The sequence below is a fragment of the Caulobacter sp. AVps18 genome (assembly GCF_058681425.1).
This window is the reverse complement of record NZ_CM178737.1, coordinates 3,957,532-3,974,721: the sequence shown is the minus strand read 5'-3', so window position 1 is coordinate 3,974,721 and position 17,190 is coordinate 3,957,532. Positions and strand designations below refer to the sequence as shown.

General features: G+C 67.0%; 20 protein-coding genes. 7 read left to right on the top strand and 13 right to left on the bottom strand.

The window, feature by feature from the left end:
• Nucleotides 1–137: 137 nt before the first annotated feature.
• From ACW179_RS18040 to ftsE, 5 genes are all read right to left on the bottom strand, one after another.
• Entirely contained in the window at nt 138–1,262 is a 1,125-nt protein-coding gene (locus ACW179_RS18040) for an IS481 family transposase (RefSeq protein WP_492060831.1), read from the bottom strand.
• A gap of 99 nt (nt 1,263–1,361) precedes the next feature.
• Nucleotides 1,362–2,072 (bottom strand): lysophospholipid acyltransferase family protein, encoded by a 711-nt coding sequence (locus ACW179_RS18035; RefSeq protein WP_492060830.1) that lies wholly within the window; start codon nt 2,070–2,072, stop codon nt 1,362–1,364.
• On the bottom strand, nt 2,069–2,689 hold the full coding sequence (locus tag ACW179_RS18030) for a YdcF family protein (protein ID WP_492060829.1): 621 nt from the start codon (nt 2,687–2,689) through the stop codon (nt 2,069–2,071). The genes ACW179_RS18035 and ACW179_RS18030 overlap by 4 nt, the downstream gene beginning before the upstream one ends.
• Entirely contained in the window at nt 2,686–3,579 is an 894-nt protein-coding gene (locus tag ACW179_RS18025) for a cell division protein FtsX (protein WP_492060828.1), read from the bottom strand. The genes ACW179_RS18030 and ACW179_RS18025 overlap by 4 nt, the downstream gene beginning before the upstream one ends.
• Nucleotides 3,576–4,283, bottom strand: a complete 708-nt coding sequence (gene ftsE, locus ACW179_RS18020) for a cell division ATP-binding protein FtsE (RefSeq protein ID WP_492064348.1) — start codon at nt 4,281–4,283, stop codon at nt 3,576–3,578. Before ftsE ends, ACW179_RS18025 begins: the two co-directional genes overlap by 4 nt.
• Before the next feature lie 83 nt (nt 4,284–4,366).
• Here ftsE and ACW179_RS18015 point away from each other — a divergent pair, with 83 nt between their 5' ends.
• On the top strand, nt 4,367–5,314 hold the full coding sequence (locus ACW179_RS18015) for an MJ0042-type zinc finger domain-containing protein (RefSeq protein WP_492060827.1): 948 nt from the start codon (nt 4,367–4,369) through the stop codon (nt 5,312–5,314).
• The gene (locus tag ACW179_RS18010) at nt 5,250–5,837 is read left to right on the top strand and encodes a phosphoribosyltransferase (RefSeq protein ID WP_492060826.1); all 588 of its coding nucleotides are present in this window, start codon (nt 5,250–5,252) and stop codon (nt 5,835–5,837) included. Before ACW179_RS18015 ends, ACW179_RS18010 begins: the two co-directional genes overlap by 65 nt.
• 309 nt (nt 5,838–6,146) lie before the next feature.
• Here the strand turns inward: ACW179_RS18010 and ACW179_RS18005 are convergent, their stop codons facing one another.
• The 6 genes from ACW179_RS18005 to argH all read right to left on the bottom strand — a co-directional run bounded on the left by ACW179_RS18005 (nt 6,147) and on the right by argH (nt 12,633).
• Nucleotides 6,147–7,010, bottom strand: a complete 864-nt coding sequence (locus ACW179_RS18005; protein ID WP_492060825.1) for a sigma-70 family RNA polymerase sigma factor — start codon at nt 7,008–7,010, stop codon at nt 6,147–6,149.
• A gap of 3 nt (nt 7,011–7,013) precedes the next feature.
• A complete protein-coding gene (locus ACW179_RS18000) occupies nt 7,014–7,874 on the bottom strand; it encodes an alpha/beta fold hydrolase (protein WP_492060824.1) in 861 nt (286 codons plus the stop codon).
• Nucleotides 7,875–7,878: 4 nt separating this feature from the next.
• Nucleotides 7,879–8,193 (bottom strand): EthD family reductase, encoded by a 315-nt coding sequence (locus ACW179_RS17995; protein WP_492060823.1) that lies wholly within the window; start codon nt 8,191–8,193, stop codon nt 7,879–7,881.
• 1,286 nt (nt 8,194–9,479) lie between these two features.
• Nucleotides 9,480–10,745, bottom strand: coding sequence for a diaminopimelate decarboxylase (lysA, locus tag ACW179_RS17990; protein WP_492060822.1), 1,266 nt, complete (start codon nt 10,743–10,745; stop codon nt 9,480–9,482).
• 164 nt (nt 10,746–10,909) lie between these two features.
• Complete coding sequence (locus ACW179_RS17985; protein ID WP_492060821.1) at nt 10,910–11,230, bottom strand: hypothetical protein; 321 nt, start codon at nt 11,228–11,230, stop codon at nt 10,910–10,912.
• A complete protein-coding gene (gene argH, locus ACW179_RS17980) occupies nt 11,209–12,633 on the bottom strand; it encodes an argininosuccinate lyase (RefSeq protein ID WP_492060820.1) in 1,425 nt (474 codons plus the stop codon). The genes ACW179_RS17985 and argH overlap by 22 nt, the downstream gene beginning before the upstream one ends.
• Between argH and ACW179_RS17975 the strand changes: the two genes are divergently transcribed.
• Together ACW179_RS17975 and ACW179_RS17970 are read left to right on the top strand one after the other, a co-directional pair.
• Nucleotides 12,634–13,263 carry a TlpA family protein disulfide reductase gene (locus tag ACW179_RS17975; protein ID WP_492060819.1) on the top strand — a complete coding sequence of 210 codons (630 nt, stop codon included), beginning with the start codon at nt 12,634–12,636 and terminating at the stop codon, nt 13,261–13,263.
• Entirely contained in the window at nt 13,260–13,994 is a 735-nt protein-coding gene (locus ACW179_RS17970) for a GNAT family N-acetyltransferase (protein WP_492060818.1), read from the top strand. Before ACW179_RS17975 ends, ACW179_RS17970 begins: the two co-directional genes overlap by 4 nt.
• Here the strand turns inward: ACW179_RS17970 and gluQRS are convergent.
• Together gluQRS and ACW179_RS17960 are read right to left on the bottom strand one after the other, a co-directional pair.
• Nucleotides 13,991–14,830, bottom strand: a complete 840-nt coding sequence (gene gluQRS, locus ACW179_RS17965) for a tRNA glutamyl-Q(34) synthetase GluQRS (protein ID WP_492060817.1) — start codon at nt 14,828–14,830, stop codon at nt 13,991–13,993. The genes ACW179_RS17970 and gluQRS overlap by 4 nt on opposite strands.
• 4 nt (nt 14,831–14,834) lie before the next feature.
• On the bottom strand, nt 14,835–15,455 hold the full coding sequence (locus ACW179_RS17960) for a TetR/AcrR family transcriptional regulator (RefSeq protein ID WP_492060816.1): 621 nt from the start codon (nt 15,453–15,455) through the stop codon (nt 14,835–14,837).
• Between the two features lie 158 nt (nt 15,456–15,613).
• Here ACW179_RS17960 and ACW179_RS17955 point away from each other — a divergent pair, with 158 nt between their 5' ends.
• The 3 genes from ACW179_RS17955 (at nt 15,614) to ACW179_RS17945 (ending at nt 17,119) form a co-directional block, all read left to right on the top strand.
• Nucleotides 15,614–15,724 (top strand): hypothetical protein, encoded by a 111-nt coding sequence (locus ACW179_RS17955; protein ID WP_492060815.1) that lies wholly within the window; start codon nt 15,614–15,616, stop codon nt 15,722–15,724.
• 214 nt (nt 15,725–15,938) lie between these two features.
• Entirely contained in the window at nt 15,939–16,418 is a 480-nt protein-coding gene (gene greA / locus ACW179_RS17950) for a transcription elongation factor GreA (protein WP_492060814.1), read from the top strand.
• Between the two features lie 32 nt (nt 16,419–16,450).
• The gene (locus tag ACW179_RS17945; RefSeq protein ID WP_492060813.1) at nt 16,451–17,119 is read left to right on the top strand and encodes a DNA-3-methyladenine glycosylase family protein; all 669 of its coding nucleotides are present in this window, start codon (nt 16,451–16,453) and stop codon (nt 17,117–17,119) included.
• The last annotated feature ends 71 nt before the right edge of the window (nt 17,120–17,190 follow it).

The following is a 17,190-nucleotide window of genomic DNA, read 5'->3' as shown; positions in this document are numbered from 1 at the left end:
CGCCAGCGCTTCATCCTGCTAGTCTGAAACCTCTCACCCTCCCACCGCTTCGCGGCGGCCCCCCCCCTCTCTCTCTATGTTTGGACCGGGGACATCCGTGACAGGTGTTCGGAGACATCCGTGACAGGTTGAGGATGCTATTTTGCGGTCCTCAGGTCGATGGTTTTGAGACGTTGGGTCTGGAAGAAGACGTCGAAGACGCCATCGGTCTGGGTGGCTCGCAGGGCGACAGCTTTTCCAGCGAAGGCTTTTGGGACCTTGAGCGGACGGTTGGCAAAACTGAGATGGCCCCCTTGCTGGACCCGGCGAACCTGGTCGTCGGGTCCGTACTCGAAGGGCGGGATGACGGGCTGGTAGGGCCTTGGACTGTGTCGGTAGCGATCGACGGGAACCGCCATGTCCAGGGCCTGGTGAGGCCGGACCAGATTGTAGATGTCACGCCAGTGATCGAGCGCGCGGGCCGCATGGTCGAGGGTCTCGAAGGGGGCGCTCAGGGCCTCGGCCTTTAGGGTGCGATGGAAGCGCTCGTCCTTGCCCAAGGTCTGGGGATGATAGGGCCGGGAGTGGCTGATGCGCACGCCCAGCTCGATCAGCCACACGCCCAGCGGGGTGTAGGGATCGCCGGGGCCGTTGCCCCAGGGCGAGCCGTTGTCGGTGGCGATGCGCCAGGGCAGACCATAGCGGGTAAAGGCCTGGATCAGTTGATCCTTGACGGTCTGGGTCTTCTGGTTGGCGCAGGCGGCCAAGACCACGGCGAACCTCGAGTGGTCGTCCAGCACCGTCAGGGGATGCAGTCGCCCTGAGCCCAGGGCCACATGGCCCTTGAAGTCCATCTGCCACAGGTCGTTGGGCTGGGGATGCTCGAAGCGGATGAAAGGCTGAGCGCCGCCGCCTTCACCGCCCAGCGCCACACCACCCCGGCGCAGGATCTGGGTCACCGTCGAGGGGGCCGGAGCCTCAAGCCCCTCACGCCGCAGCACCGCCGCGATCTTGCGGCCACCCCAGGCCGGATGCTCCGCACGGACCTGAAGCGTCGCATCCTCAACCGCCGTCTCCGTGCGCCGGGGCGAGGTCCGCGGTCGGCGAGATCGCGCCTCAAGGCCCGCATCGCCTTGCTCCCGATAGCGCGCCAGGAGCCGGTAGCCCAGCGTCGCGCTGACCCCGAACCGCCGGCAAAGCTCCCGCCTGTTACAGCCTTCAACCAAGGCCAGCCGTACAAACTCCCGTTTGCGATCCATCGCAGACACCCCCGTGAACGGCATCCCGACCTCCCTCTGAGATCGGAAAATGTGTCACGGATGTCTCCGAACACCTGTCACGGATGTCCCCGGTCCAAACACTCTATGAGAGAGGGAAATCAGCTAAATCCCCTCATCCTCCAGCGCCTTGGTCGCGGTGTCGATCCGCGTCTGCAACTCGCGCATGAACTCGCCGCGCTTCAGGCCGGCGGGGATGGGGGGCAGGTAGTGGAAGACGATGGTGCCGGGCGGGCGCAGCCAGCCCTTGGGCCAGTGGACGCCGCAGTTGAGGGCCAGGGGCGTGACCGGCATGTCCAGCTCGCGATAGAGCGCCGCGATGCCGGGCTTGTAGTCGCCCGGAACGCCGACGTCGCCGCGCGTGCCTTCGGGGAAGATCACCACCTGGCGCACTTCCTTCATGCGGTCCAGCGTGTCGCGGACCAGCTTTTTCAGGGCGGTCGAGTGGCCGGCGCGGTCCACCACGATCATGCCGGCCTTCAGGCCGTGCCAGCCGAACAGCGGCACGTTCAGCAGTTCCTTCTTCATCACGAAACAGGCGTCGGGCAGCAGGCCAAACTGGCTGAAGACGTCGAACATCGACTGGTGCTTGGCGGCGACTAGGGCGGGGCCGGTCGGCAGGTTCTCGCGGCCGCGAACCTCGATCTTGATGCCGGCGATCCAGCGCAGGCCGAAGATCAGCCCGTGCGACCACAGCGACAGGGCGACGGTGTTCAGGCGGCGCGGCAGGGGCAGAACCAGCACCATCCAGACCGAGGTGAAGATCGACCAGATCCAGAAATACAGCTGGAACAGGGTTGAACGCAGATAGATCAAGACGCTTTCCTCGCCGGCGAACCGGCTTCTTCTTTCGGGCCCAGCTTCAGGAACGCCTCACGGCCCAGGATCGCCAGGTACTTGCAGTATTCCACGATCATCCGCCGGGCGCTTGAACCCTTCTTCCACCAGCGATGGGCGTCCAGGCCCTCGGTGACCACCGGATAGGCATGGAGTTTGGTCGTCGGCATGGCCGCGCGAAGCTCCAGCATCGAGCGGGGCATATGATAGTCGGCTGTGACGACAATTAGGCTGTCATAGCCCTTGGCCCTGGCCCATTCGGCGGTTTCGACCGCGTTGCCCACGGTGTTGGCGGCGGTGAAACCCAGGTCGACGCAGCAGTCATAGATCGGCTTGACCGCCTTGGTGACGTTGAGCACGTCGTCGCGCGTGGCCTCGCGATTGACGCCCGAGATCAGCAGCCGCTTGCCCTTGCCGGCTTCCAGCAGCCGGGTCGCCGCTTCCAGCCGGATGTTGGAGGCGCCGGTCAGCACCACCACGCCGTCGGCGACCGGCGGCTCTGCCGCCGGAGTGGATTGCTCGATCCGGCCCCAGAAGGCCAGCAGGCCCACGGCCCAGACCATGGCGGCGATCAGCAGGGCGGCCAGGCTCTTCATGGCATGGCTCTCAGAATGCGGACGGCGGCCAGGCGGGCGGTGATCGCCGCAATCAGGGCCGCGATCAGCGGGCAGGGCAGGGGTGCCAGCAGGTCGATCCAGGCCAGGGGCAGAACCGGCGCCAGGCCCGCTCCGCCGCTGACAAGGCGCGCCGCCGCGCCGACCCCGACCGCGCCCAGCCCGCCCAGCGCGCCGGCCAGGGCCGCCATGGCCGCGAACCGGCCCTGGAACAGGCTTGCGATGAAGCCGGCTTCCGAGCCCGACAGGTGCAGCACCTCGATCACGTCGGCCCGCGCCGCCAAACCGGCACGGGTGGCGAAGGCGATCACCGCCGCCGTGGCCGCCGCGATCAGCGAGAACACCCCCAGCGCCGCCCAGCGGGCCAGGCTCGCGCCCCGCTCGATATCGGCGATCCAGCGGCTGTGGTCATCGACCACGGCGTCGATATTGGCGGCCTTCAGCGCCTTGGTCAGGGCGTCGGCCCTGGCGGGGGCCTTGGGGTCGAGGTCCAGGGTGACCAGGCGCGGGGTGGGCAGGTCCTCGACCAGGGCGTCCTTGCCGATCCAGGGTTCAAGCAGAGCCTCGGCCTTTTCGCGGGGCAGGGCGCGGGCCTCGGTCACGCCCTTGACCCCGGACAGGGCCTCGGCGGCGCGGGCGGCGGCGGAATCGGGCGTCTCTTTGGGTCCGGCCCGCACCACCACCGTGGCCGAGCCGGTCAGCTGGCCGGTCCAGCCGTTGGCGGCGCGGTTGGCGGCCAAGGCGGCCAGGGCGGTCAGGCAGGCCAGGAAGCACAGCACCGCCACCACGAAGACCAGCGAGCCGTCGCGAGCGTCGGTGGGCGGCAGCAGCGGGCCGGGTTTCCAGCGATCCACGCGGAAGGTGTCGCTCATGGCTGGTCCTCCGGTCCCAGCAGTCGCCCGTGCTCCAGGTGCAGGGTCGGTCGACCGGCGCGGGCCACCAGGTCCTCGTCATGGGTGGCGATCAGCACCGTGGTGCCCAGCTTGTTGAGCTCGACGAACAGCCGCAGCAGGCGCAGCGACATGGCCGGATCGACATTGCCCGTCGGCTCGTCGGCCAGCAGGATGTCGGGCCGGTCAACCACGGCGCGGGCGATGGCCAGGCGCTGCTTTTCGCCGCCCGACAGGGTGGCGGGCAGGGCGTGCATCCGATGCCCCAGGCCCACCCAGTTCAGCAGTTCGGCCACGTCTTCGCGATAGGTCGCCGGCTTGCGCTGCTGGATGCGCAGGGGCAGGGCGGCGTTGTCGAACACCGACAGGTGCTCCAGCAGCCGGAATTCCTGGAACACCACCCCGATCCGGCGGCGCAGAAACGGCAGGTCGCCGGTCGGCAACAGGCTGATGTCGCGGCCGAACAGCTCCACGCGACCCCGTGACGCACGGTGGGCCAGATAGATCAGCTTAAGGAGCGAACTCTTGCCCGCCCCCGAGGCGCCGGTCAGGAAGTGGAACGACCCCGGCATCAGGGAAAACCCAACATCCAGAAGGGTTTCCGGCGCGCGGCCATAGCGCATCGATACGCCCTCGAAGCGAACCACGGGAAGGGCGTCGTCGCCCTGTGCTGCGTCGATCCGCAAGGAGGTGTCGCCGGGGTTTCTGGACATGAGGGACAAAATCGGCGACCCACATTGTTAACGTGGGGAGCGTAAGATTCGCGGCCATGATACTGACCTGCCCGGACTGCGCCAGCCGCTATTTCGTCGATGACTCCAAGGTCGGGGCGGAGGGCCGCGTCGTGCGTTGCGCGTCGTGCGGCCACCGCTGGACCGCCCGTAACGAAGAGGCCATCGACCTCTTCGACGACCCGCCTTCGTCTCTCACTGCGCCGCCGCCGTCTCCTGCGCCGCTTGACGCCGAACCGCCCGTAGAGGGCGAGGCCGAACCCCCGGTCAGCGCCCTGCCGGGCGAGGAACTGCCCAAGGTGTTCCGCGCCCGGGCCGATGCCGAGCGACGCCTGAAAGCCGCCACCGCCACCGGCGTGGTCTGGGCCGGCATGGCCGCCGTGATGGCGGTGATGATCGTCTCGGCCCTGATCTTCCGCATGGACGTGGTTAAGCTGATGCCGTCCACCGCCGGCGCCTATGCCAGCGTCGGCTTGCCGGTCAATACGGTGGGCCTGGTCATCGACAAGGACAGCCTCAAGGCCCAGCCCGCCATGGAGGGTGGCCATGCGGTCGTGACCATCTCGGGCGTCATGCGCAACATCACCGAGCACGAGGTTGTGGCCCCGCCGCTGCGCGTGGAGCTGCGCAACGCCACGGACAAGCGGGTGGCCGGCCGCATCGCCGCCGCCGCCGATCCCAAGGTTCCCCCCGGCGAGGTGCGCCATTTCTCGATCACCATCGTCGATCCGCCCCGCACCGCGCGCGACGTGGTCATCGCCTTCGCCACCGAAGCCGGCGCGGCCAAGGCCGTGAAGGCCGTGCTGAAGACAGGGCACACGCCGGCCGCCGAGCCGCAGCTGGACCTTCGCGGAACCCAGCCCGCGTCCGATCACGCAGAAGCTGCCGGACACGAGACCTCTGGACACGAGACCCCCGGGCATGAGACCGGAGCGGCAGAAGCTCCCCCTCCCTCCGACTCTCACGAACCCGCGCACCATGACTGACAAGACCCAGCCCGAAGTCCTGATTTCGGAAGCCGACATCGCCCAGCGCGTCCAGGCCCTGGCCCAGGCCATCGCCCCGCGCATCGACGACGACACCGTCGTGATCTGCCTGCTGACCGGCGGCCTGTGGTTCTCCGCCGACCTGACCCGCGCCTTGTGGAAGGTGGGCCGCAATGTCCGCTTCGACGCCCTGTGGCTGGCCTCGTATCATGACGAGCGCAAGAGCACCGGCCGCTGCGAGGTCCGCGCCGACCTGCAGCGCCCGCTGGTTGGCCGCCGCGCCCTGGTGGTGGACGATGTGTTCGACACCGGCCTGTCGCTCAGCGAAGCCTCGCGCCTGGTGAAGGACGCCGGTGCCAGCGAAGTCCTGACCGCCGTCTTCGCCCGCAAGCCCTGGCCCACCCAGCGCGGCATGGAACCCGACTTCGTCGCCTGGGAAGCCCCGGCGCGGTATCTGGTCGGCTATGGCCTGGATGACGAGGGCAAGAGCCGAGGCCTGCCGTACATCGGCGCGCTGGACTGAGGCTTGCGACTTTCCTCTCTCTTTGAGAGAGGGCAGGGCCCGTCCCGGCGAAGGCCGCGATGGCAGGGTGAGAGGTTTCACCGCTGGCCGGAAGACTCTGTTTTCGCAGCCTTTCGGCCATGAGGCGTCGAGACGCGCCGCGGGTGCCGGCCTGTTGTCAGCCGTCGCGTTAGGCTGATCAGGCGGTGGGGTGCCGCGAAGGTCCGGTTTCGGGCTGTGGGCTGATTTCTGTTCCCGACCCTTAGATGACGGTGAAAGGGTCCGCTTGCAGACCGTCAGATGCGCCGGGCCGTCCCTCGTTGTCGGGATTCAGGCCATTGAATCCAGTCTCGCCCAATCCACCGATTCAAGCGCATACGGGGCGAACAAGAAGTCGTGGATCGCCTCGATTTCGTCATTCCGCCAATCGACCAGCACGAAATGCGCGGGCTGCTGCATCGCGCTACTGTCGAAAACCAGCATCGCCGGACGGCCTTCAACTGCACCGAAAGCAAACCGCCATTTCGTCTCCTGCGCATAGCGCGTGAAGTAGGGGGCGATCTTGTCGCGGCCTTCCCATTTCAAACGATTGACCAGCTCAAGCTTTACGTCGTCGGCGAGCGTGGCGCGGATCGCATCGAAATCGCCCCTGCGGAACAGTTCGACAAAGGCGGCCATCTTTTGTCGGGCCGCATCAGGCATGAGCGGCAGCCGGGTATCGGCGGGCATTTGAGCGAGGCTACGCAGCGCGGCGCGGCCGCGTTGGAGGGCTGACTTCGCGGCCGCCGGTGTGCAGTCAGCGATGCTCGCCACCTCATCGACCGAATGACCGAGCACATCCTTTAGAATCACGGCGCAGCGCTGAAGCTCAGGCAACTGCAGGAAGGTTTGAAAGCTGACAGCGACCATATCTGCTTCGGGCATCGGGGCCGCCCCGACGTCTTCTGTCAACGGAACGACCGTGTTGCGGGAGCGGCGGCGAAGGAGGTCGAGGCTGGTATTGTGGGCGATGCGAAACAGCCAGCCCTCGAGATTGTCGACGTTGGCGCCCTCGGCCCGGGCGGCCAGCGCCTTGACGAGGGTATCCTGCAAGACGTCCTCGCCATCGAAGGTCGAGCCCGTCATGCGGGCGCAATAGCGGTGCAGGCGTGGCCGGAGCGCGTTCAGCCGATCGTCGAAGTCGTCAGTGCTCATGGATCAACCTCCCGCTCCTCCGATATCGAGAAGGATCTTCGACAAAGCCGCCGGCTGTGACAGGAAAGGCGAATGGCTGCTTTCCATGGTGTGCGTGACCGTCGCGCCGCCGATCGTCTCGTCCACCACTGAGATCATGTAGTCCTGACCGGCCAGGGGCACCGCACAATCCTGCGTCGTGCGGATGTAATGGCGCGCCACGGAGCCGAACCGGCCTGGCGTTATTTCAGATGGAGCCAGGGCGCCGCCGCTCGGTTCATCGCAATGCAACTGGGACGCCGCCTGGGCGAAATCGGCCTCGGTCACGTCCGCGTAGAAGGACGCTTTCAGGAGTGAGCGGTAAGCGTCATCCGAGGGTCCCGGGTTGATCCTGGTGGCGCCGATCGCGGCGGGATCGCCGACGAACAGACCAAGAGACAGGGCGGAGGCCATGGTTTCATGCGGGAGCATCATCAGTAGCGACTGGCCCTTCGGAACCAGGAAGCCGGCGAGATAAACGACCGCAGTTAGCAACTCAGGAACTTGCTCAGCGACAGCCGAAATTGTCATGCCGCCGGCCGAGTGGCCGACCAAGATGACCTTGTCGCCAAGCGAGGCTGCTTCTCTCACCAGAGCGACAACCGCTTGGGTCCGCTTCTCCTGCGTGACGCCAGCGACAGGCGAAGGCTCCGCGGCAAAGGCGGCGAGGTCGAACGGGCGGGCGCTGAGTGACTTTGGCGCGATCGTGTTAGCCCCGGCGCCGGGAAGATCGAGCGTCAGCACCCTGTGGCCTTCGGCCTCCAGGGTCGGGGTTACCTTGTGCCAGTGCGAGCGGTTGTGCCATCCGCCGTGGACGAGGACATAGGTGGCTTTAGGGGCGGTCATCAGCTCAGACTTCCCGAGTGTCGAAAGCGAAGATTTGGACACCCGTATGAGCGGGCGCATAGAGTTGGCGATCTGCTGCGGTTGCTTGCCCCTCTGGGCTGGCAAACGCCCTTTGCATCGCCGCCAAGTCGTCGAAGTGCACGGTCCCGATCAGATAGATATCCGTTGGTCCGGCCAGCGTAGAAATCGGTCCGGAGCTGACCTCGTATTTTCTGAACCCTGGCATGGTCTTGGCGAGCGGTATGTGTGTGCCGAAGTAATGCTTCTCGAAGGCTTCGACGTCGGCAGGCGTCTTGTAGATGGCGACCAATGCGGCCATGGGGTCTCTCCTTATGCAGACAGACCAAGGACGAACCGACGGCGGCAAACGGATCGCGGCTCCAGAAATTTTTTCAAAGAATGCGTTGAACGATCACGCCCCCCGGATCCAGGGCAAATCGGCGAGCAATAGCCGATCCTCAGGAACTTCAGCCTGATGAAGCAGAACTAGCGTCCGACTTCCACCCACAACCGCAGTTCGGAAAGTCCGCCCAGTAGACACCACGTCCATAGCTCGACCCAGCACAAACGGCGGTGAGTTGAGGATGATGGCGGCGGGAGGCGCGTGATTGAGCCCGCGACAAAGCGCCACCTTACGATCACGCCAAATCGCTACGTAGCGTGGTGGCTCAGTCGAGAGGCAGTTCAGATGAGTATGCTTCAGCCCGATTCCGAAAATGACCGCTCGCGGCGGTTGGGGCTCTTGGTCGGGGTGGTCGTTGCCCTCGCGATCACCGGCGCAGCATTCGCCACGGCATCGCCGCCACCCAATGAGATCCGGGTCGTAGCTACGTCGGTGCAGCCTTAGGCAGCGGGTGGCCGGCTGCTGGTTTTCGGGGGATGCCGTGAGCCGGCCGTGCTCGCCAATCCCCGTGCGCGCACGGGCATAACCGCCCCCTGACCCCAACGAAATCAACGCCCTAACCCCACCACCCAGCGTCACGATGCAAAATCGACGCATCACCCCCCAAAACGCCCGCATACTTCTCCTCGCCCCATCGCGGGGGAGGGCGTTCAGCTGGCGACCTGACGTGCGGTGGGGGCGGTCGAGCGGGTAGTGTCCCGGCGGCCGTCGCGAAGGGCCCCGGGGCCTGGTTGCGAGGTGAGGCCTGTCCCTCCAGGGAAGGCGAGCGCCTTGTGCCGGGGAAGGGATCAGTCCCCGAGCGACGGATTTGCCGGAAACGCACCAGGTCCGGGCTGAAATCGCCCGGACGGACCGGAGGGGTCGCTTCCCCTCCGCCCGCCTGGGGCCTCTGATCGGAAGCGGGTTAAAACCCCGCGCCCCGAGGGCTCATCGGACAACGATCGCGCGGAGCGCTCCGGCTCAGGCCGAAACGGTACTCCTCTACAACTCCCTCCGGGCCTGGCCCGGACGCTCCGCCGCCTCCCCAACCTTCAGCGGGTCAACCGCGTGAAGTCGGAAAGCCGTGTCTGGGTTCAGGCTCGGCACTGGCCCCCTCCGGATGCTGCGCATCCTCCTCCCCCAGAGGGGGAAGATGATCTCGTCCGCCCCTGCTGGGGGCGGACGACCTGCGCAGCAGGTCAGGTGGGGGCAAGTCCGCTGACCTACACCCAGCCCGGCACCAGATCCCGCGCGATGATCTCATCATAACTCGGCCGCGCCCGGATCACCGCGAACCGGTCGCCGTCGACCAGTACCTCGGGCACCAGCGGGCGGGTGTTGTATTCGCTGGCCATGGCCGCGCCGTAGGCGCCGGCCGACATGAAGGCCACCAGGTCGCCTGCCGCCAGCGGCGGCATGGGCCTATCGCGTGTAAAGGTGTCGCCGGTTTCGCAGATCGGGCCGACCACGTCATAGACCGTCTCGCCCTCACGCCTGGTCAGGGGGCGGATGTCGTGGAAGGCGTCGTACATGGCCGGGCGCAGCAGGTCATTCATGGCTGCGTCGATGACCAGGAACTTGCGGCCTTCGGGACGTTCGTGGACGTGCAGGACTTCGGAGACCAGCACCCCGGCATTGGCAGCGATCACCCGGCCCGGCTCGAAGGCCAGCTTGACGGGCAGGCCGGCCGTGACCTCGCCGACCATCGCCGCAAAATCGGCGGGCGAGGGCGGTTCGGGCATGTTGAAATAGGGGACGCCCAGGCCGCCGCCCAGGTCGAGGCGCTCGACCGAAAGGCCCTCGCCCAGCAGTTGCTCGACAAGGCCGCGCATCTTGCTGAAGGCCTCGCGCATCGGCGTCAGGTCGGTGATCTGGCTGCCGATGTGGCAGGCCACCCCGATGGGCTCCAGATTGGCGTTGTTACTGGCATTGGCATAGAGGCGCGCAGCCTCGGCGAACGAGACGCCGAACTTGTTTTCGGCCTTGCCGGTGGCGATCTTGGCGTGACCGCCGGCCGCGACATCCGGATTGACCCGGAAGGCCACTTTCGCGCGGACGCCCAGTTCGGCGGCGACTTGGGCGACCAGGTTCAGTTCGGGCTCGGACTCGACATTGATCTCGGCGACGCCGGCCTTGAGCGCGAACTCGATCTCGCGCCGGGCCTTGCCGACGCCGGAAAAGACGATGCGCTCGGCCGGGATGCCGGCGGCCAGCGCGCGGCGCACCTCGCCCTCCGAGACCGTATCGGCCCCGGCCCCCAACTCGCCCAGCACCTTGAGGACCGCGACATTGGAGTTGGCCTTGACCGCATAGGCGATCAGCGGATCGACGACGCCGGCCAGTTCCAGCGCGTCGCGGAACACCGTGAAGTGCCGCTCCAGCGTGGCGCGGGAATAGACATAGACCGGCGTGCCGACTTCGGCCGCGATGCGCGCCAGCGGAACGCCCTCACAGGCCAGGCCCTGCGGGCCGTACTCAAAGTGGTTCACGAGACTCGAAACTTTCTCATAACAAGCCCCCTCAGCCTCCGCTCTTCCCGGCGAAAGCCGGGACCCAGATTCATCATGAGCATCAGCAGGTCGTCATCTGGATCCCGGCCTTCGCCGGGATGACGGCGCGCGTGGACGGGGCCGATGACGTGCGGTGTTTGCCGTCAGTTGGGCGTCGCGCCGGGGAAGCCTGCCGCAGAGGGGCCGCCGAACGGATTGGGGGCTGTGCCGGCCAAGGGCGCGGCGCGGACGGTGCGGTTGCTGGAGGCCGGGTCCATGATTTCCTGCGTGCCGCCGGCCCGGGCGGGCTGGTTGGCGGCACCCGAGGCGGCGCGGCGTTCGGCTTCCCAGGCGGCCTTCTTGACCGGGTCCCACATCGGGGCCGGGCGTTCCAGCTCGGCCTGTTTGCCGCAGGCCGCCAGGGAAAGGGCGGCAAGGGTCAGAAGGGCGAGGGGGCGCAGGGTCATGCGAGCAGTTCCTTCCAACGCGCAATCTGGGCGCGGACCTGGGCGGGGGCGGTCCCGCCATAGCTCATGCGGCTGGCCGCCGAGGCGGCCGGGGTGAGAACGGCATAGACCGCCTCGGTGATCTTCGGCTCGATCGACTGGAACTGCTCCAGCGACAGGTCCGCCAGATCAAGGCCCAGGCCTTCGGCCAGTTTAACGGCCGAGCCTGTCACGTGGTGGGCGTCGCGGAAAGGCATGTTCAGCGTCCGCACCAGCCAGTCGGCCAGATCGGTGGCGGTCGAGAAGCCGGCGCCGGCCGCTTGGGCCATCTTTTCAATGTTGGGCGTCAGGTCGGCGACCATGCCGGCCATGGCCAGCAGCGAGAGCTCCAGCGCGTCGAAGGCCTCGAAGGTCGGGACCTTGTCTTCCTGCATGTCCTTGGAATAGGCCAGCGGCAGGCCCTTCATAACCACGGTCAGGGTGGTCAGGCTGCCCAGGATGCGGCCGACCTTGGCGCGGATCAGCTCGGCCGCGTCGGGGTTCTTCTTCTGCGGCATGATCGAGCTGCCGGTCGTGAAGGCGTCGGTCAGCTTGATGAAGCCGAACATCGGCGTCGTCCACAGCACGATCTCTTCGGCCAGGCGCGACAGGTGCGTGGCGGTGATCGAGGCGGCCGACAGGGCTTCCAGCGCGAAGTCGCGGGCCGAGACGCTGTCCAGCGAATTGGCGGTCGGGCGGGCAAAGCCCAGGGCCGAGGCCGTGGCATGGCGATCAATGGGGAAGGGCGAGCCGGCCAGGGCGGCCGCGCCCAGCGGGCATTCGTTCATCCGGGCCCGGGCATCGCGGAAGCGGGAGGCATCGCGGCCGAACATCTCGACATAGGCCATCAGGTGGTGGCCGAAAGTCACCGGCTGGGCCGGCTGCAGGTGGGTGAAGCCCGGCATCAGGGTGTCGGCATAGGCGTCGGCCTGGGCCAGCAGGGCTTCTTGCAAAGCCTCAAGCTGGGCTGCAGATCGGTCGCACGCCTCGCGAACCCACAGGCGGAAGTCGACCGCCACCTGGTCATTGCGCGACCTGGCGGTGTGCAGGCGACCGGCGACCGGGCCGATCAGCTCGCGCAGCCGCGCCTCGATGTTCATGTGGATGTCTTCGTACTCGTCACGGAACGGGAAGGCCCCGGTCGTGATTTCGTCCTCGATGCGGGCCAGGCCCTCGAGGATTTCCTCGCCATCGGCACTTGCAATGACGCCTTGGGTGATCAACATCCGAGCATGGGCGCGGGAGCCCGCCAGATCCTGCGCCCACAGGCGCTTGTCGAAGCCGATGCTGACATTGATTGCCTGCATCAGCTCCGCCGGTTTGGCCGAGAACCTGCCGCCCCACATGGCTTGACCCTCTCCGCCCTTGGCGGCGTCGGGTTTGTTGGAGGCGTTGTCGGTCATATGAGCGAAATCCAGTCGGATGATAACGGGACGGTCGCGCCGAAGCGCAGTGTTCTGAAATGGGCGATCGGCGGTGCGATGCTCATCGGCGTCGCGGCGGTTCTATACGTCATGGTCGCGGCTTCGTTCAAATCCTCAGGGCCTGCCAACCTGAACGAATTCAAGAGAGGCTCGCTGGCCAAGCTGGAGGTTCCTGCGGAACCCCGCGCCGCGCCGGGCACAACCTTCTTTGACGAGGCCGGAAAGCCGGTGACCCTTGCCGATTTCAAGGGCCAGGTGGTGGTGATGAACCTCTGGGCCACCTGGTGCGCGCCCTGCAAGAAAGAGATGCCGACCCTGGCCAAGCTGGCGGCCGTCTATGCCGTCCAGCCGCTGAAGGTCTTGCCCGTCAGTGTCGACCGGGATTCGGACCTCAACCTGGCCCAGGCCGAAATGGCCGCCAATGCGCCGCTGAAGCTGTATCGCGACCCGTCGTACAAGATCTCGTTCGACCTGGAGCCGCGCGCCCAAGGCTATCCGACCACGGTGGTCTACGACAAGCAGGGCCGCGAGCGGGCCCGGCTGGCTGGCGAGGCTGACTGGTCGAGCCCTGAAGCGCGGGCCCTGGTCGAAAAGCTGCTGGCCGAGTGAGCGCAGGTCCGGCCGTTCTGGAACCCATCGCCGACCGGGCGTGGCCGGCGCGGGAGCGCTCCAGTCTGGGCGGCTGGCGGCTGAACGCCGCCGACGGCTGGTCGATGCGGAGCAACGCCTGCTGGACTCTGGGTGCGCCGGATCGCGACGTCGAGGCGGCGCTTGATGCTTCAGAGGCCTGGTTCTCCCAGCGCGGCCTTCCACCGCGCTTCAAGCTGACGGACGGGGCAACTGCGCCGCAAGACCTGCCCCAGTGCCTCATGCAGCGGGGCTATCGCCCTTGCAAGGAGACGCGGGTGATGGTCGGACCGACGTCCGGGCGGGCCGATCCGGCGGTGGTTCTGTCAGCTACGCCTGACGCCGGGTTTGAGGCGGTATTTGCCGCTTCGGCGGGCGGCAACCTGGCTGACGCACGCGAACGGCTCCAGACCCTGGCGCGGATCCCGGCCCCGGCCCGCTTTGCCAGCCTGATGATCGACGGCGAGGTTGCAGCCCTGGGGGCCTGCGCCGTCGAGGGGGACTGGGCCGGCTTATTTGGCATGCGCACCCTGCCGCAGCACCGTCGCAAGGGTTTGGCCCGTCGGGTGCTGGGCGCCCTGCTGGAGCAGGCTGCGGCGCTGGGGGCCGCCCAAGCCTATCTGCAAGTTGAGGCTGACAATGCGCCGGCTATCGCACTCTACGAAGCTGAGGGATTCCGCCCGGCCTATGCCTATCGTTACTGGGTTCGCTAGAGGCGCATCTCGGCTCGCAAGGCCGCAGCCGTGACGCCGGTGTCTCGCAGGTCGCGCAGGGTCTGGGCCCTGTCGCGCTTCGCGTAGCGCTTGCCGTCCGGCCCGGTCAGCAGGCGATGGTGTCGATAGGTCGGGGTCGGCAGGTGCAGCAGGGCCTGTAGCAGGCGCTGGATGTGTGCGGCTTCGAACAGGTCTTCGCCCCGGATGACGTGGGTGATCCCTTGCAGCGCGTCGTCCAGAACAACGGCCAGATGATAGGCGACGCCGACGTCCTTGCGGGCCAGCACGATGTCGCCGGCAATCTCCGGACGGGCCTTGATGACCCCGGTCTCGCCCGCAGGCCCAGCGCCCTCTTCGACGAAGGCCAGTCCGTTGAAGCCGCCCAGCGCCTCGCGGGCCGCCGCCAGCGATAGCCGCCAGGCGAAGGCTTCGCCACGTGCAAGGCGTTCGGCTTCCTCGGCGGAGGGGAGGGGACCGCCGACGAAGGGCGTCTGGGGTTCATGCGGCGCGCGGCCGATGTCCAGCTCCTTGCGCGTGCGGAAGCAGCGATAGACGAGGCTGCGCGCCCTCAGGCTGTCGATGGCGGCGTGATAGTCATCCAGATGGTCGGACTGTCGGCGCACGGGCTGTTCCCAGCCCAGGCCCAGCCAGGCCAGGTCCTCGAGGATGGCTGCCTCGTAGTCCGGGCGACTGCGCGTGGCGTCGATGTCCTCGATCCGCAGGATGAACCGCCCGCCCACCGCCATGGCAGCATCATGGGCGGTCAGGGCCGAGAAGGCATGGCCGCGATGCAGCAGCCCCGTCGGTGACGGCGCGAACCGGGTCACGAGGCTCAAGGAGTCAGCCCCGGTCGAACTTGGCGAACATTCCCAGGTGCTCGAATACGGCGCGCAGGAAAGCGTCTTCGCCGCCGAGGACCTCCTTCAGCGGCTCGAACTGCTTGAAGCTGATCATCTCGGCCAGGCCGTGACCGGCGCACCAGGCGGCGATGGTGGCCAGTTCCAGATCCAGGTCGCCGACATCCCCGCCTGACTGCTCGGCAATGGTGTTGCGCACCTGGCAATAGGCACCTTCTTCCTTCATCTGCTCTGGGAGGGCATCCTTGTCGCGCGAGCAGTCATACATGACGCGATACAGCGCCGGATTGTCGCGTGCGAACTGCACATAGGTCACGCCGATGCTGGTCATTCGGTCGCGGGCATTGCTGGCCTTGGCCCGGGCTTGCATGAGCGCCGCATCGAGTGCCACCCAGCCTTCGTGCGCGATAGCCTCCAGCAGCTCGCTCTTGTCCTTGAAGTGGTGGTAGGGCGCGGCGGGACTGACGCCGGCCTCCCGCGCGACCGCACGCAGGGACAGCGCGGCGGGGCCGTCCTTTTCAAGGATGCGGCGCGCGGCATCGACGAGGGCGCGGCTCAGATCGCCATGGTGATACGGACGGTTTTCGGGCGCTGGGTTGGTCATCGATCTCACTCTAGCGAATCCTTTCTAAAATTTCATCCAAACGCTGTAAAGATCATCTTGACGGCGTTCAGATTGGTGCTATTTAAGCATTGTCCAGATTGGACGGGCCCACGTCCGCAAAAGCGGCGGGGCAAAACGCTAACCCAAGGGATCTCTCCATGTTCCGCTCGCTTTCCGCCTTTGAAAGCGCCTTCGACCGCCTGGCCGGTGGCTACTTCCTTGTGCTCGCCCTGGCTCTCGCCGGTGCCGTCGTCGGCGTTGTCCTGTAACTTTCGATTTGTCCGCGAGCGGCGGGAAAGGCTGGGTTCAGCCGACCCGCCGTCGCGTTCGCCGTCTGCTCTGGCTCGCCCGCGCTTGAACTGAGGCGCTCTGGCCGCTAGCAAAAGGTGCCGATGCGCCGGGAGCCTTGAGACCCGCGCCGGGAACATCCCGTCGGTCTCCGGATTTCTTCCTCATGTCCATTTCAGTTCAAAGCCTCCCGTCATGAGCGTCGCCTTCACGAAGGAAGGCGACAGCGAGGCCTTCGCCGCCGACCTGCTCGACCGGCCCATCTCGTCCAACCCCAACCTGGTCACCGCCAAAGGCCTGGCCCAGCTCGAGGCCTGGCTGGCGGATGCGCGCGCCGCCTACAGCGCCGCGCAGGCGACCGGCGGCGTCGCCGAAGACCGCACGGCCATGGCCCGGGCGACCCGCGACCTGCGCTACTACGCCGCCCGCCGGGCCAGCGCCCAACTGACCGAGCCGACCGGTCCCGCCGACGTCGTGCATTTTGGCCAGGCCGTGACCTTCGACCGCGAGGACGGTCGTCGCCAGACTTTCCGTATTGTCGGCGAGGACGAGGCCGATCCTGCTGAAGGTTCGGTGTCTTACGTCTCACCGCTTGCGCGGGCCCTGCTTGGCAAGATCATCGGCGACACCGCCATGGTGGCCGGCGGCGAGGTCGAGATCGTCTCAATCGCCTGAACCACCGCAAGGATCGGGTTGCTCGAGCGGTGATGCGGTGTTCAGGTCTTCGTGTGACCCCCGACACCTGTCCCACCCCCGACGAAATCCGCGCCGCCCGCGCCTCGCTCGCCGCGCTTGATCCCGCCATCGCGCGGATCGACGCTGTAACCCCGGAATTCCCCTGGCGAATGCGGGAACGCGGCTTTGCCGGTCTGCTCAAGCTCATGGTCGAGCAACAGGTTTCGCTGGCCTCGGCCGCCGCTATCTGGGCGCGGGTCGAGGCGGGCCTGGGCGAGGTCTCGCCTGCCGCCGTGCTGGCGCTTGAGGACATTGACCTGCAGGCCTTTGGCCTGTCGCGGCCCAAGGTTCGCTACGCCCGGGCCATAGCGCAGGCCCATGTCTCGGGGCTGTGCGACTTTGATGGCCTGCGCCGGCTGGACGACGAGGCGGCCACGGCTGCCCTGATGTCGATCACCGGTATCGGCCGCTGGACCGCCGAGACCTATCTGATGTTCTGTGAGGGCCGGATGGACGTGTTTCCCGGCGGCGATGTGGCCCTGCAGGAGGCCATGCGCTGGGCTGACGGCGCCGAGATCCGGCCTGACGAGAAACAGGCCTATCTGCGCGCCCGGGCCTGGAAGCCTCACCGTGCCGTCGCCGCCCACCTGTTGTGGCGCTGCTATGGCGCCGTCAAGCGCGGCGAAATCCCACCTTTCTGACGACGGGGCGCGAGATGTCTTGGTTCCGTCGCGGAGTTGGCTCATCCTTTCCTTGCGTTCGGGAATGAATG

What these genes read in the sequence shown, in the direction of transcription:
- ACW179_RS18040 (WP_492060831.1), bottom strand. Translation starts at nt 1,262, where the DNA reads ATGCCGTTCACGGGGGTGTCTGCGATGGATCGCAAACGGGAGTTTGTA.
- ACW179_RS18030 (WP_492060829.1), bottom strand. Translation starts at nt 2,689, where the DNA reads ATGAAGAGCCTGGCCGCCCTGCTGATCGCCGCCATGGTCTGGGCCGTG.
- ACW179_RS18025 (WP_492060828.1), bottom strand. Translation starts at nt 3,579, where the DNA reads ATGAGCGACACCTTCCGCGTGGATCGCTGGAAACCCGGCCCGCTGCTG.
- ACW179_RS18015 (WP_492060827.1), top strand. Translation starts at nt 4,367, where the DNA reads ATGATACTGACCTGCCCGGACTGCGCCAGCCGCTATTTCGTCGATGAC.
- ACW179_RS18010 (WP_492060826.1), top strand. Translation starts at nt 5,250, where the DNA reads ATGAGACCGGAGCGGCAGAAGCTCCCCCTCCCTCCGACTCTCACGAAC.
- ACW179_RS18005 (WP_492060825.1), bottom strand. Translation starts at nt 7,010, where the DNA reads ATGAGCACTGACGACTTCGACGATCGGCTGAACGCGCTCCGGCCACGC.
- ACW179_RS18000 (WP_492060824.1), bottom strand. Translation starts at nt 7,874, where the DNA reads ATGACCGCCCCTAAAGCCACCTATGTCCTCGTCCACGGCGGATGGCAC.
- ACW179_RS17995 (WP_492060823.1), bottom strand. Translation starts at nt 8,193, where the DNA reads ATGGCCGCATTGGTCGCCATCTACAAGACGCCTGCCGACGTCGAAGCC.
- argH (WP_492060820.1), bottom strand. Translation starts at nt 12,633, where the DNA reads ATGACCGACAACGCCTCCAACAAACCCGACGCCGCCAAGGGCGGAGAG.
- ACW179_RS17975 (WP_492060819.1), top strand. Translation starts at nt 12,634, where the DNA reads ATGAGCGAAATCCAGTCGGATGATAACGGGACGGTCGCGCCGAAGCGC.
- ACW179_RS17960 (WP_492060816.1), bottom strand. Translation starts at nt 15,455, where the DNA reads ATGACCAACCCAGCGCCCGAAAACCGTCCGTATCACCATGGCGATCTG.
- ACW179_RS17955 (WP_492060815.1), top strand. Translation starts at nt 15,614, where the DNA reads ATGTTCCGCTCGCTTTCCGCCTTTGAAAGCGCCTTCGACCGCCTGGCC.
- greA (WP_492060814.1), top strand. Translation starts at nt 15,939, where the DNA reads ATGAGCGTCGCCTTCACGAAGGAAGGCGACAGCGAGGCCTTCGCCGCC.
- ACW179_RS17945 (WP_492060813.1), top strand. Translation starts at nt 16,451, where the DNA reads ATGCGGTGTTCAGGTCTTCGTGTGACCCCCGACACCTGTCCCACCCCC.